The organism is Nocardia inohanensis NBRC 100128 (assembly GCF_001612945.1).
GTDB classification, from domain to species: Bacteria; Actinomycetota; Actinomycetes; order Mycobacteriales; family Mycobacteriaceae; genus Nocardia; species Nocardia inohanensis.
Genome location: NZ_BDBK01000016.1, coordinates 296,787 through 310,168, shown reverse-complemented (window position 1 = coordinate 310,168; position 13,382 = coordinate 296,787). Strand labels below are relative to the sequence as shown.

Below are 13,382 nucleotides of genomic sequence, written 5' to 3'. Positions count from 1 at the left end.
TCGCGGCTCATCGGAAGATCCCCTCACGGGTTCGCGGGGCGCGGTCGAGCACCTCGGGCGCGACGGTGAAGGTCAGCTGATCCAGTTCGCCCGCACCGAGTTCCGGGACGCGCTGGGCGGCGTCGAGGAAGCGGTCCTGTTCGGCCGGGTCGAGCACGCCCTCGGCCAGGGTGCGGAACTTTTCGAGGTACTGTGCCCGCGCGAACGGCCGCGCGCCCAGCGGATGCGCGTCGGCGACGGCCAGTTCGTCGACGATGGTTTCGCCATCGGCGAGGGTGATCACGGCCCGGCAGCCGAACGCCTTCTCGGCAGGATCGGTGGAGTGGTAGCGCCGAGTCCACTCCGGATCCTCGACGGTGGTGATCTTCTTCCAGAGGGCGACCGTGTCGGGTCGCTGGGCGCGTTCGGGCGCGTAGGAGCGCTCGTGATGCCAGGTGCCGTCCTGCAATGCGACCGCGAAGATATAGGGCACCGAATGGTCCAGGGTTTCGCGGCTGGCCTGCGGATCGTACTTCTGCGGATCCCCCGAACCGCTGCCGATCACCACGTGCGTGTGATGGCTGGTGTGTAGCACGATGGTGGCGATCCGGCCGAGATCGCCTATGCGGGAACGCATCCGGCGAGCCAGGTCGATCGGCGCCTGGCTCTGGTATTCGGCCGAATGCTCCTTGGTGTAGCTGTCGAGAATTGCCCGCTTGGCCTCGCCCGGGCCGGGCAACGGCACCAGGTATTCAGCGTCGAGCCCCCCGAGCAGCCGTGCGATCACGCCGTCCGCACCCTCCCAGATCGGCGCGGGCGCACCCTCGCCGCGCATGGCGCGATCCACCGCCTCGATCGCCATCTTCCCGGCGAAAGCGGGCGCGTACGCCTTCCAGCTGGAGATCTCGCCCTTACGTGACTGCCGGGTCGCGGTCGTGGTGTGCAGCGCCTGCCCGACCGCCTGATAGACGGTGTCGGCGTCCAGCCCCAGCAGCGTCCCGATGCCTGCCGCCGCCGACGACCCGAGGTGTGCCACATGGTCGATCTTGTGCTCGTGCAGGCAGATTCCGCGCACCAGATCGATCTGGATCTCGTACCCGGTCGCCAGCCCTCGGATCAGTTCCGCGCCGCTGCGCCCGGCATGCTGAGCCACCGCCAGGATCGGCGGGATATTGTCGCCCGGATGCGAGTACTCGGCCGCCAGGAAGGTGTCGTGGAAGTCGAGTTCGCGCACCGCGACCCCGTTGGCCCAGGCCGCCCACTCCGGCGAGAAGCGTTGCACGGCAGGCAGACCGAACACGGTCGCGCCGGGCGCGTACGGATGCGCCACCGCTTGCCGCCGCGCGGAGGTCACCGGCCGCCGCAGTACCGACGCCGCCGCGACCGCCGCATTGTCGATGATCCGGTTCACGATCATCTCGCTGACGTCCGCGGGCACCTCGACCGGATCCACGGCCACCTCCGCGATCCGCGTCGCCAGGTGTTCCGAACGCGGAAACGCCTCCGCCGCGGTGCGGGCTCGAACGCTGTATGTCTTCATACTTCGCACGCTACGCAACCGAGATCAGGGCGGAAAATAGCTCGCTACAGCGTATTTCGGCGAGCGAATACGGTCCGATCAGCGAAGTCGGCGAAGGCGTGCCGAGGCGCCCGACGCGAGTACCGGCTCGAACAGCCCGTCACCGCACCACCCGATGCGAAGCGACCCGCCGCGATTCGGGGCCCTCGACCGGACGCGACACCATGGGGCGCGACAGCGGCGCACCGAGCCGCGCGGACGCGTGGGGAATCAGCCGCCGAGCGCCCGGGTGATGGCCGCCACGTCGAAGTAGTCGCGCCACGCGGCGATCAAGCCCTCGCGAATCTCGAACGTGCCCATGACCGGCAGCGGAGTCTCCTTACCGCCGCCGCGCAAGGTGTCGGTGCGCTCGTTCATGACCAGATCACCGGCGGTCACCTGCCGGTGAATGGCGAAATCGATGCCGTCGAGGGCCCCGGCGAAACCGGCGATGAAGTCGCGAATCGCCTGCCGGCCGACCACCGGTTCCATCGGAATATTGTGGTACACAGCGTCTTCGGTGAAGAACGAGGCAATATGGTCGGGATCGGGCTGCGCCCACGCGGCGCACATTTCGCGCACCAGCGCATCAGGGTCGGACATGGGGATTCCTCTCTATACCGTCGCCGATGCGGCGCGCGGCCGTGGCGACCTCCGCCAGGTAGCGGCGGCGTTCGGCGCGCGTGACATCCGCGCGCAGCGGGCCGATCTGCAATTCCATGACCGCGTGCCCGGCGCTGTCGAAGACCGGGGCGGTCAGATAGCTCAGCGGCAGCGGCACATCCCGGTCCAGGGTCTGCTGGTCGTAGGCGCTGCCGACGACGGTGGCCAATTGCGCGAGCACGCGGCCGCGCAGTTCCTTGCTGGCGGGCAGTTCGGCGAGATGGCTGGCCACCTCCGAGAGCACGCGGGCGGTGGGCAGGCTGTCGGGTTCGAGCCGCCAGACGCAGAATCCGGTGGCGCGCAGGGTGTTCAGGACGGCACGGAATTCCTCGCGGCGTTCGGGGCCACGGGTGTCGAGCCAATCCTGCTGGCGGCCGGGACCGGCGTGCGCGATGATCGCGGCGCCGGCGGGGGCCATCAGTGGAATGCGCGCTCCGGCTTCGATTCCGGCGGTGTACCGGTCCTCGGTGACGGCCACGAATTCGAAGAAGTCGCCACTGACAGCGCTCAGGGCGGCACCGCAATCCACCCGATCCGCGAGCCGGGCGAGTTCGGCATCGAGCCAACTGCGGTCCCCGGCCGCTTCGGCGGCGTGCGCACCGATGGCAGCCAAGGCGGGACCGAGTTCATAGCTGAGATCCGGCCGCCGCCGCACCCAATCCCGTTCGGCGAGGGCCGCCAGAATCGCGCCCGCCGTGGAGCGATTGAGGTCCAGGGAGTCGGCGATCTCGGCCGAGGTGAGCGATCCGTGTTGCGCCGCCAGCAGCTCGACGATGGCCATCACGCGCTGTGTCGGCGGGGACGGGTCCGTGGTCTTGCCACCGGGCACGCGGGTCTCCTAGCCTGAGCGACGATACGAATAAACAAATCGTTCTGTACGAATAATCGCACCGAGGAGCGGGCATGGCAACCAGGGCAGTATCGGAGATCTCCGCGTCGTGATCGCCGATTTCACCGAGCACTGGATGCTGTACCTCTCCATTCCGCTCATCGCCGCGCTCATCGGCTGGGTGACCAAGATCGTCGCGGTGCAGATGCTCATGCGCCCACTGGAATTCGTCGGCATTCCGCCGTGGCTGGGCTGGCAGGGCGTGATCCCGCGCTCGGCGCCGCGCATGGCGACCATCGCGGTGGATCTGATGTTCGGCAAGCTCATCGATCCGCAGGACATCATCGCGCGCATCGATATCGCCGAATTGACCACGCGGCTGCGCGAACCCATGGACGCGGGTGTGGACTACATGGTGCGCGAGATGATGATGCGGCACCAGCCGCGGCTGTGGGTGAACATGCCGGCGGCGGCCCAGCGCGCGGTGATCGAGCGGGTGCAGCGGGATCTGCCGGGGCTGATCGAGGACATCGTGTTCGATCTGCGCACCAACCTCGATCAGGTGATGGATCTGCGCGGGATGGCCATCGACGCACTGGTGCAGGACAAGTCGCTGCTGGTGACCATGGTGCACCGGGTGGGGCGCAACGAGCTGCGGTTCATCGTGCGGTCGGGGTTGATCTTCGGCACGGTGCTGGGCGTGGTGCAGATGTTCACCTGGGCGCTGACCCACAATCCTTTGCTCATGCCCGCTTTCGGTGGTTTCACCGGATTGGTGACCGACTGGCTGGCTTTGCAGATGATCTTCCGGCCGATCCGGCCGGTGGGTATCGGGCCGTTGAAATGGCAGGGACTGTTCCACAAGCGGCGCGAACAGGTGTGCACCGATTACGGCGATCTGATCGCCACCGAGATCCTCACGCCCGCACGCATTCTGGAGGCGGTGCTGAACGGGGAGCGAGCCGACCGGTTGGCTTCTCTGCTCAGCCATCACGTCGGGGAATTCCTGAACACCCAGACCGGGCCCGCCAAGCCGCTGGTCCTGCTGGTCGCCGGGAGCGACAGCCTGACCACCCTGGAGCGTGACGCCGTCAGCCTGGTGCTGGACCACATTCGCGCCGCCGCAGCGGGTTTGGACGGATTCGACCGGCACGCCATCGAGGCCCTCGACGTGCGGTCCCTGGTGATCGAGAAGACCGCGCAGCTGACCGACGACGAATACGAGGGCCTGCTGCGCCCCGCGTTCAAACAGGACGAGTGGAAGCTGGTCGCCATCGGCGCGGTGCTGGGATTCCTGGTCGGCGAACTTCAAGTTCATCTCCTGCTGGGCTGACACACCCGGCTTCCGGCAAACTTCCGGTGTGCGGTTTCGGCACGTCACCGATGGGGTATGAGTACGATGGGGTGCCGCGCGGAACCCGCCCGAGGTGTCGAATTCGCACTTTACGCAGCCGCCGCTCCGCAGCGAAAGCGCTTGCAGAATCACCGAAATAGCGGGCAGTTCAATCCATATTGCAATGTTTGCGAAGCCGAGTCGGTACCATCTCGCACTGTGCGCAAGATGTATGCGGGTGCCCGACTACGGCGGTTGCGCGAGGAACGGCGGATGACCCAGGCGGCCTTGGCCAAATCCCTGGATCTGTCACCCAGCTACCTCAACCAGCTGGAACGGGATCAACGCCCGCTCACCATTCCCGTGCTGCTGAAACTGAACTCGACGTTCGACCTGGATGTGCAGTTCTTCGCGGCCGACTCCGATGCCCGGCTCGTCTCCGATCTACACGAGATCTTGGTCGAGGCCGCCGGCGGTAATGCGGCGCCGGTCGCGGAGGTCGAGGACCTGGCCACCCGCATGCCGGAGGTCGCGAAAATCGTTGTGGCCATGCACCGCCGACTACGGGCCGCGACCGACCAGTTGGATCTCTTGTCCTCCAAGGTGGCCACCCCCACCGGTGCGCCCGGGGTGCCCATGCCCTACGAGGACGTGCGCGACTTCTTCTACGATCACCACAACCACATCGCCCAGCTCGACCTGGCCGCCGAGCGGCTCTTCGAGGACTGCGGCTTGACCGTCGGCTCGCTGGACCGCCAGCTCGCGCGGGTCGCCGAGGAACGCGCCGGTGTCACCGTCCTGGTGCGCGGCGACGGCGCCGATCCGAATGTGCCCAAGCGCCATTACGAACCGGAGACCCGCACCCTCACCCTGGCCCGCCGCCTGCGCCCCGGCCAGCGCGCCTTCCAGATCGCCACCACCCTGGCCTTCCTGCTGCACGGCGCCCTGCTCGACGAGGTGCTCGACGAAACCCCCTCGCTCAACGGCGAATCCCGCACCCTGGCCCGCATCGGCCTGGCCAACTACTTCGCGGGCGCGCTGATCCTGCCCTACAGCAAGTTCTTACGCTCCGCCGAGGAACTCCGCTACGACATCGACCTGCTCGCACTGCGTTTCGAGGTCGGCTTCGAAACCGTCTGCCATCGCCTCTCCACCCTGCAACGCCAGGGCCAGCGCGGCGTGCCCTTCTTCCTGATCCGCACCGACCGCGCTGGCAATATCTCCAAACGCCAATCCGCCACCGCCTTCCACTTCTCCCGCGTCGGCGGCAGCTGCCCACTCTGGGTGGTCCACGAAGCCTTCGCCCACCCCGGCCGCATGCTCACCCAGATAGCGTCCATGCCCGACGGCCGCCGCTACCTCTGGATATCCCGCACCACCACCCCCTCCGCCACCGGTTTCGGCACCGCCGGAAAAGAATTCGCCATCGGCCTCGGCTGCGATATCGAATACGCCGACCGCCTGGTCTACTCCAAGGGCCTGCAACTCGACGATCCCGCCGCCGCGACCCCCATCGGCGCGGGCTGCAAGGTCTGTGAGCGCCCCAACTGCGCCCAGCGCGCCTTCCCTCAAATCGGCCGCCCCCTCGCCATCACCGAGACGACCAGCACCGACCTCCCCTACCCCCGACTCCCCCGCTGAGAGCCCGCGCGTCAGGACTTGGCGAGGTACTCGAGGCGTTCGCCGTCGACCGCGGCGTGCATCATCCGGGCCAGGCCGGGATGATTCGTCAATCCGGGATCGGACTCGACCACCTCGCGGGCCAATTGCTGTGCGGCGGTGATGACTTCGAGGTCGTCCAGCAGGGAGAGCAGGCGCAGCGAGCGGGCCGTACCGGACTGGGCCGAGCCGAGGACATCGCCTTCGCGGCGTTGGCGGAGATCGAGGACGGCCAGTTCGAAGCCGTCGGTGGTGGCGGCTACCGCTTCCAGGCGGGACATGGCGGTGCCGACCGGGTTGGTTTCGGTGATGAGGAGGCAGAGGCCCGGATGCTTGCCTCGGCCGACGCGACCGCGGAGCTGGTGGAGCTGGCTGACACCGAAGCGGTCGGCGTCGACGATGGCCATGACGGTGGCGTTGGGGACGTCCACACCGACCTCGACAACGGTGGTGCAGACCAGGACGTCGATGTCGGCTGCGTTGAAAGCCTGCATGACGCGGTCTTTTTCGTCCGAGGGGAGGCGGCCGTGCAGGAGGCCGACGCGGAGGTCTTTCAAGGGGCCGGTGCTCAGCAGTTCGAACATGTCGACGGCCGAGTGGGTGGTAGGGCCTTCCTTCTCCTCTTCCTTCTTCTTGCCTTTTTTGCCGTTCTCCTCCTCGTCGCCGATGCGGGAGCAGACGACATAGGCCTGGCGGCCGGCCTGGACTTCCTCGTGAATGCGTTCCCAGGCGCGATCCACCCAGGCCGGTTTCACCTTGGCGGGCACCACCTTCGAGGTGATCGGTGAGCGGCCGCTGGGGAGCTGGGTGAGGGTGGAGGTCTCCAGGTCGCCGAGGGTGGTCATGGCGATGGTGCGCGGGATGGGGGTGGCGGTCATGACCAGCAGGTGCGGGCTGACGCCCTTCTTCGCCTTGGCGCGCAAGGCATCTCGCTGTTCGACGCCGAAGCGGTGCTGTTCGTCGACCACGACCATGCCGAGGTCGAAGAATTCGACATTGTCCTGGATGAGGGCGTGCGTGCCGATGATCAGGCCCGCCTCACCGGTGACGGCGTCCAGGAGGGCGGCCTTCTTCTGGCCCGCGGACATGGAACCGGTCACCAGGACGACCTTGGTGGCGTTGTCGGCGGCACCGAGTTCGCCCGCGTTGCCGAGGTCGCCGAGCATCTTCTTCAGCGATCGATAGTGCTGGGCGGCAAGGACTTCGGTGGGGGCGAGCAGGGCGCACTGGCGGCCGTTGTCGACCACCTGGAGCATGGTGAGCAGGGAGACGATGGTCTTGCCGGAACCCACCTCGCCCTGGAGCAGGCGGTGCATGGGGTGCGCGCGGGACAGGTCGGCGGAGATCTCGCCGATGACGGCACGCTGGCCCTCGGTCAGTTCGAAGGGCAGGCGCTTGTCGAAAGCCGCTGCGATGCCGTCGGTCCGGGGCGGGTTCGGTTCCGCGCGGCGGCCCTCGGTTTGATGGCGGCGTTCGGCCAGCACCAGTTGCAGGGCCAGGGCTTCGTCGAAACGCAGCCGGCCCCTGGCCTCTTCGATATCGGACTTGCTCTCCGGGAGATGGATCAGGCGCAGGGCGTCCGAGACGGGTAGCAGGGAATGCTCGGTGCGCAGGCTCTCCGGGAGCGGGTCGTCGATGGGGTCGAGCTGGTCGAGCACCTGGCGCACGCAGCGCAGCAGATCCCAGCTCTGCACCTTCGCGGTGGAGGGATACACCGGAATGAATTCACGTTCGAAGAACGAGACGTCCACGCCGCCCGCGCCTTTCGCGCTCTGCGCCAGACCGCGCAGCGCGCCGCCGCCGCGCACGCTGGTGAGGTTCTCGATCGACCCGTCCTCCTTATCGGGCAGGATCAGGTAGTCGGGGTGCGAGAGGTTCCAGCGGTCGGGCCGCCACCAGTGCACGGTGCCCGACATCATGGCGCGGACGCCTTCCTTCACCAGGTAGCGCACCTTGTCGCCGTTGAAGAAGGTGACCTCGATGGGCCGCGGGCCGCCGGTGTCCAGGTTCACCTTCAGCAAGCTGCCCTTGCGGTTCTTCATGGGCCGCAACTCGGTTTTGCTCACCCGCCCCATGACGGTGATGTGCTGCCCCTCCTCCGGGGCCTCCTCGGTGAGCGGCTGCCCCTGGGTGGCATAGCGCAGCGGGTAATGCCGCAGCAGGTCCTCGACGGTCTGCATGTCGAAGTGCTCGAGCAGCGGTTCGGCCGCCTTCACACCCAGCACATGGTCGAGCCGATCGGCCAGTGTCGCCATTGCTATTCCACCCCGATCTGCACCAGATCCCCGGCCTGACCGCCGGGGTACACGACCACTTCCACACCGGGGAAGCCGGCGAGCACATGCGCGCTCAACTCCTCCGAAAGTCCTTCGGGCGCATCCGCGCCCAGCAGCATGGTGACCAATTCCCCACCGAGACCGAGCATCCGGTCCAGCAGGGTGCGGCCCGCCTGGCGCACATCGGCGTCGATGACGACCACATCGTGGCCGACCAGCCCGAGCCCGTCGCCCGCCTCGCAAGTCCCGACGATCGTCAAGGCGCGTTCGGCCGCGATCCGCAGCGCGCCCCAACGGGTTCCGGCCGCCGCCTCCGACATGGCGAAGGCATCGTCCACCGCGATCCGCCCGCCGTCGTGCATGGACAGGGCCGCCAGCCCCTGCACCATCGACCCGCACGGCAGCATCAGCACCTCGCGTTGCCCGTCGCGCGCCGCCACACTCACCGCCACCAGCTCGTGCGCGGGCAGCGCCCCGTTCGGCAACACCAGCACCTCCCGGTGCGGCAGCCGCCGAATCCCTTCCAGCAGCGCCTCCGCCGTCACCTCCCCCTCCAGCACCGCGGCCCCCGCATCCTCGAACAAGCGCACCGCCCCCGCACCGGAAGCCACCGCCAGAATCCCGCGCCCATCCCCGCCCGGAGCATGCGCCGAGGCGGCGAGGGTCTCGATCCGAATCCCACTCAGCCGCCCCGCCGCCAGCCCGGCCTCCACGGCGGCCCCGGCATCCGCGCAATGCACATGCGCCGACCAGCTCCCGGCCCCGTCCCCCACCACGACGACCGAATCCCCCAGCCCCGCAAGCCGATCCCGCAGTTCGATGATCCGCGCATCGTCGGATCCATCCAGCACGTACATGACTTCGTACTGCACGGCGCTGTCCCCACCCGCCGCCGGAACCTCGTGCGCGAGCGGCGGACCGCCCCGCGACAACCGTGAATTCCGCTCCGAGTCAACAGTATTCGACACCGAGGCGGCATGCGCATGCGCACCGTCGACCGAATCCGCGTCTCGACCCCCGGCCGGAACCCCGGTGCCGTGATCGTCCACGGCCTGCCATCGCCTCGGACTCGCCGCCCCCCGACCCGATTCAGCCACCACGGACCGGGCCCCCGAAGCCACCGGCCGACCGGATTCGGCGCCGCTGCGCACATAGGCCGGCCGGCGCGGCGCCGGTCCACCCGCGACAACGACCAATTCGTCGAGCAATACCAACAGCCCGCGCGCGCCCGCGTCGACGACCCCGGCTTCGCGCAGCACGCCCAACTGGGCCGGAGTCTCGCCGAGCGCCTTCGCCGCTCCGTCCGCGGCCGCCAGCGCCACCGCGGGCAAGGTGCGCTCCGGGCAGGCGGCGGCGCTCTCGGCCGCGCGATCCAAGACGGTCAGCATGGTCCCCTCGACCGGCGAGCTCAGTGCTTCTCGCACCAGCCGGGCCGCGCGCCGCAGGGCCAGCCGCAACGTCGCCTCGGTCAGCGGCCCGTCCCGTACGACATCGGCCACTCCGCGCAATACCTGCGACAGGATGATCCCGGAATTCCCGCGCGCACCGAGCGTCGCCGCGCGCGCCATCACACCGGCGACCTCACGGGCGGACATCCGGTTGCTGTCGGTCTCCGCACTGCGGACCGCCGCGCGCATGGTCGCCAATAGGTTGGTTCCGGTGTCCGAGTCCGGGACCGGGAAGACGTTCAAGGCGTTGATCTCGTCACGATGGCGCTCGAGTCCAGCCAGGCTGAGCTGACCCCAGCGCAGCAGCGCAGTACCGTCGAGCGCGTCCCCTACCCCGGGCACCGTCACCGTCCTTCCGCCACATACCGCGCCGCCACCGGCCCGGCCACCAAGTTGTCCTCGGAAACCCCGGTCGCCAGCCTAGTCGGGCCGACCGACAGCGCGCGGTCAGCCGCCGTTCGGCAGCTGCGGATATCGCGGTGAACGGGGGGCGATTGGACACGCCCGGAAGGGGGCGGTTACTCTTGTCCGGTTGCCCGACGCAGGCACGATCCTGTACTCCCAGGTATCGGAACGCGTTCGCCGGTGTCTCACCGGTAGGCACGTCCAAGACATCAAAGTTTCCGGACTCGCTGTTTTCAACGCGGCGAGTCTCTACATGACATGAAGGAGCTCGCGACTATGGCTGCCGTCTGCGACGTTTGCGCCAAGGGCCCCGGCTTCGGTAAGTCGGTTTCGCACTCGCACCGGCGCACCAACCGTCGCTGGAACCCGAACATCCAGACCGTGCGCGCGCAGGTTGCCCCCGGCAACACCCGCCGCATGAACGTGTGCACCTCCTGCCTGAAGGCCGGCAAGGTCGCCCGCGGTTAATTCGCTTTTCGGCATCGGCCCCGGCACCCGCAACGGGTGGTCCGGGGCTTTTGCTGTGTTCGAAGGGGGTGCCGGGTGGCCGAGTGGCAGGTAGTCCCGCTGGGACCGGAGCATGTCCGGAGCCTGGCCGAATGCCATATCGAATGCTGGCGCGAGGCGTATGAGGATCTGGTGCCCGCGCATCTGCTGGCCGCCTTCGATCTCGAACAGCGCGCCGCGGCCTGGGAACGCCGCCGGGTCCAGCATCCCGACGCGACGAAGGTCGCCGTCTTGGACGGCACGGTGATCGGTTTCGCGAGCAGCGGCCCGGACCGGGACGAATCCCCCACGGCGGAGCAGCAACTCAACGCCATGTACGTGCGCTCCGCCTGGTACGGCACTGGCGTGGCGCACGATCTCATGCGCGCCGTACTGCCCGAGCACGCCGACACTTCCCTCTGGGTATTCGAGGAGAATCCGCGCGCCCGGGCCTTCTACACGAAATACGGCTTCGAACTCGACGGCGCCCGCCGAGTCGAAGCCTTCACTCCGGCAATCGAAGTGCGAATGGTGCGCCGCGTCAGCGGTCGCCGGTGAAGCAGTCCAGGTTCTGGCTGATCGTCATCGGCAGGCAGGCGATACGCGAGGTCACCTGCGAGGAGATTCCGGAGAAGCTGTTGGTATCGAACAGGCTGGCCACCAGCGTGGCGTTCTCCGTCGTCGGGGTGGCGGCGGGGGCGGTGTAGGGCTCCAGCTCTACCGGCGCCGCATTCGCGACGGGGGCGGTGGCGAGGGCCGCCCCCGCGGCGAGAGCGACGAAAACACCACGGGCAGTCTTGTTCTGCATGCACAGGCTCCTGAATCGGTTCAACGGATTCGCGTTACGGCAGACGCCAGTCCACCGGCGCGGCCCCTAATGTACCCAGCAACTCGTTGGTTCGGGAGAAAGGCCGGGAACCGAAGAATCCGCGCGAGGCGGACAACGGTGAGGGATGGGCGGATTCGATGTACGGCGTAGCGCCCAGCATCGGCTTGAGGGTGGAGGCGTCGCGGCCCCAGAGAATCGCGACGAGGGGCTGGTCACGGGCGACCAGCGCGCGAATCGCCTGCTCGGTCACGGCTTCCCAGCCCTTGCCGCGATGCGAGGCGGCCTGGCCGGGCGCGACGGTGAGAACTCGGTTCAGCATGAGCACGCCCTGATCGGACCAAGGCGACAAATCGCCATTGGACGGGGTGGGGTGGCCGAGATCCTTGGTGTACTCGGAGAAGATATTGCTCAGACTGCGCGGCACCGGCGAAACATCCGGTTCCACAGAGAAACTCAGGCCCATGGCGTGGCCCGGCGTCGGGTACGGATCCTGACCGACGATCAGGACGCGCACCTTGTCGAAGGGGCGCTGGAAGGCCCGCAGCACGTTCTCACCCTTGGGGAGATAGCCACGGCCCTCGGCGTTTTCGGTTCGGAGGAATTCCCCCATTTGCGCAATGCGGTCGGCCACGGGTTCGAGGGCTTCGGCCCAGCCCGAATCGATGACTTCCGACAGTGGTTTGGCACCCATGTCGGGATAAACTATCGTCCCGGTTTTCAGGACGGAAGCGGGGTCTCCTAAGCGAAGGATTCCCAACCGGTAGGTCCGATTCGGGGGGTTCCGTCCAGGGTCACGCCCGCGCCCTCGACCACCCGTCCGATGGGTACCCAACCCGCTGGCAGCGCACCGGAACCGGCGAAGGTGGCGGCGAAGGCGTGGTCCTCACCGCCGGCCAGAATCCAATCCAGGGGGTCCGCGCCGAGCGCCGTCGCGAGGGGTTGCAGCGCGCGGTCGTGCAGCGCGGCCGCGTCGAGATCGACGGCCACCCGCGAAGACTCGGCGATATGCCCGAGATCGGCGAGCAGGCCGTCGGAGACATCGGTGAGCGCGGTGATCGGCGCGTCCGCGGGCAACTCCAGCACGGCGTCGTACGGGGGCCGTGGAACCCGGTGCGTGGCAAGCGCTTCCGCGATCAGCCCGGCATCGACCGCCGCGAGCGCCGGGGACTCGAGCCCCGCCGACAGCACCGCCAGCCCCGCCCCCGACCAGCCGAGCCGCCCGGCCACCGCGACCACATCGCCCGGCCGCGCGCCCGATCGCAGAACGGGTTCGCGATACGGGTCTCCGAACGCGGTCACCGAAATCGTCAGATAGGGACTGCGCACCATATCGCCGCCCGCGATGGAGCCGCCCGCCCGCGCGATCTCGGCCCACATGCCGTCCGCAAGTCCTTCGACGAAATCCACCCGGGTGTCGGAGGGGCACCCCAGCGCCACCACGAACGCGCTCGGCCGCGCACCCATGGCGACCACGTCGGCGGCGTTCTGCGCGATCGCCTTGCGGCCGATATCCACCGGGCTCGACCAGTCCAGCCGGAAATGCCGGTCCTGCACCAGCATGTCGGTGGTCACCACGAACCGTCCGGTCGGCGCGGCCACCACCGCGGCATCATCGCCGGGCCCGAGCAAGACACCCGGCGACTGCGGCCGCCCCGCATTGATCCGGGCGATGAGCGCGAATTCCCCCACCTCGGCCACCGTTCGCGGGTCCGCGCCGGCCACCACCCGGGCATCCGCACCTCGGTCGCCCGCACCGTGATCGGAGGCCACGGGGTCGTGGGCACCACCCGCCACCGGCCCGGTTCCGGGCGTCTGCGCGTGGGGCCTGCTGCTGGCGGTGATGACGGTCTCCTTCGCGGTGAGCTGGTTCGGGCGGCGAACTCATCGACGGTACCCTCGAACCCGCAAACGACGACC

At 68.3% G+C, this 13,382-nt stretch carries 12 protein-coding genes; 4 read left to right on the top strand and 8 right to left on the bottom strand.

Annotation, left to right across the window (positions count from 1 at the left end; translation table 11 throughout):
- Positions 1 to 7: 7 nt before the first annotated feature.
- The 3 genes from prpD to NI1_RS29560 all read right to left on the bottom strand — a co-directional run bounded on the left by prpD (position 8) and on the right by NI1_RS29560 (position 3,029).
- Entirely contained in the window at positions 8 to 1,519 is a 1,512-nt protein-coding gene (gene prpD / locus NI1_RS29570) for a 2-methylcitrate dehydratase PrpD (protein WP_067827125.1), read from the bottom strand.
- Between the two features lie 249 nt (positions 1,520 to 1,768).
- Positions 1,769 to 2,140 (bottom strand): SgcJ/EcaC family oxidoreductase, encoded by a 372-nt coding sequence (locus NI1_RS29565; RefSeq protein ID WP_067827124.1) that lies wholly within the window; start codon positions 2,138 to 2,140, stop codon positions 1,769 to 1,771.
- Positions 2,127 to 3,029 carry a helix-turn-helix domain-containing protein gene (locus NI1_RS29560; RefSeq protein WP_084523911.1) on the bottom strand — a complete coding sequence of 301 codons (903 nt, stop codon included), beginning with the start codon at positions 3,027 to 3,029 and terminating at the stop codon, positions 2,127 to 2,129. The genes NI1_RS29565 and NI1_RS29560 overlap by 14 nt, the downstream gene beginning before the upstream one ends.
- A 109-nt stretch (positions 3,030 to 3,138) precedes the next feature.
- On the opposite strand from NI1_RS29560, the gene NI1_RS29555 reads away from it, so the two are divergent.
- Positions 3,139 to 4,362 (top strand): DUF445 family protein, encoded by a 1,224-nt coding sequence (locus tag NI1_RS29555; protein ID WP_218026839.1) that lies wholly within the window; start codon positions 3,139 to 3,141, stop codon positions 4,360 to 4,362.
- A gap of 219 nt (positions 4,363 to 4,581) precedes the next feature.
- Positions 4,582 to 6,003: a short-chain fatty acyl-CoA regulator family protein gene (locus NI1_RS29550; RefSeq protein WP_067827122.1), complete on the top strand. Its 1,422-nt coding sequence runs from the start codon at positions 4,582 to 4,584 to the stop codon at positions 6,001 to 6,003.
- A gap of 11 nt (positions 6,004 to 6,014) precedes the next feature.
- Here NI1_RS29550 and recG read toward each other — a convergent pair whose 3' ends face one another.
- A complete protein-coding gene (gene recG, locus NI1_RS29545; RefSeq protein ID WP_067827121.1) occupies positions 6,015 to 8,276 on the bottom strand; it encodes an ATP-dependent DNA helicase RecG in 2,262 nt (753 codons plus the stop codon).
- 2 nt (positions 8,277 to 8,278) lie between these two features.
- Positions 8,279 to 10,087, bottom strand: a complete 1,809-nt coding sequence (locus tag NI1_RS29540) for a DAK2 domain-containing protein (RefSeq protein WP_245663461.1) — start codon at positions 10,085 to 10,087, stop codon at positions 8,279 to 8,281.
- 339 nt (positions 10,088 to 10,426) lie between these two features.
- On the opposite strand from NI1_RS29540, the gene rpmB reads away from it, so the two are divergent.
- On the top strand, positions 10,427 to 10,618 hold the full coding sequence (gene rpmB, locus NI1_RS29535) for a 50S ribosomal protein L28 (RefSeq protein WP_039799620.1): 192 nt from the start codon (positions 10,427 to 10,429) through the stop codon (positions 10,616 to 10,618).
- A 75-nt stretch (positions 10,619 to 10,693) separates the two neighbouring features.
- Complete coding sequence (locus NI1_RS29530) at positions 10,694 to 11,194, top strand: GNAT family N-acetyltransferase (protein ID WP_067827115.1); 501 nt, start codon at positions 10,694 to 10,696, stop codon at positions 11,192 to 11,194.
- On the opposite strand, the gene NI1_RS29525 is transcribed toward NI1_RS29530, so the two are convergent.
- From NI1_RS29525 to NI1_RS29515, 3 genes are read right to left on the bottom strand one after another with little or no spacing between them, the layout of a single operon-like run.
- A complete protein-coding gene (locus NI1_RS29525) occupies positions 11,178 to 11,444 on the bottom strand; it encodes a hypothetical protein (RefSeq protein WP_067827112.1) in 267 nt (88 codons plus the stop codon). The two genes, NI1_RS29530 and NI1_RS29525, sit on opposite strands and share 17 nt — an antisense overlap.
- Positions 11,445 to 11,478: 34 nt before the next feature.
- Positions 11,479 to 12,156: a uracil-DNA glycosylase gene (locus tag NI1_RS29520; RefSeq protein WP_067827109.1), complete on the bottom strand. Its 678-nt coding sequence runs from the start codon at positions 12,154 to 12,156 to the stop codon at positions 11,479 to 11,481.
- A gap of 47 nt (positions 12,157 to 12,203) precedes the next feature.
- The gene (locus NI1_RS29515; protein WP_439957322.1) at positions 12,204 to 13,187 is read right to left on the bottom strand and encodes a thiamine-phosphate kinase; all 984 of its coding nucleotides are present in this window, start codon (positions 13,185 to 13,187) and stop codon (positions 12,204 to 12,206) included.
- Between the last annotated feature and the right edge of the window lie 195 nt (positions 13,188 to 13,382).

What these genes read in the sequence shown, in the direction of transcription:
- prpD (WP_067827125.1), bottom strand. Translation starts at nt 1,519, where the DNA reads ATGAAGACATACAGCGTTCGAGCCCGCACCGCGGCGGAGGCGTTTCCG.
- NI1_RS29565 (WP_067827124.1), bottom strand. Translation starts at nt 2,140, where the DNA reads ATGTCCGACCCTGATGCGCTGGTGCGCGAAATGTGCGCCGCGTGGGCG.
- recG (WP_067827121.1), bottom strand. Translation starts at nt 8,276, where the DNA reads ATGGCGACACTGGCCGATCGGCTCGACCATGTGCTGGGTGTGAAGGCG.
- rpmB (WP_039799620.1), top strand. Translation starts at nt 10,427, where the DNA reads ATGGCTGCCGTCTGCGACGTTTGCGCCAAGGGCCCCGGCTTCGGTAAG.
- NI1_RS29525 (WP_067827112.1), bottom strand. Translation starts at nt 11,444, where the DNA reads ATGCAGAACAAGACTGCCCGTGGTGTTTTCGTCGCTCTCGCCGCGGGG.
- NI1_RS29520 (WP_067827109.1), bottom strand. Translation starts at nt 12,156, where the DNA reads ATGGGTGCCAAACCACTGTCGGAAGTCATCGATTCGGGCTGGGCCGAA.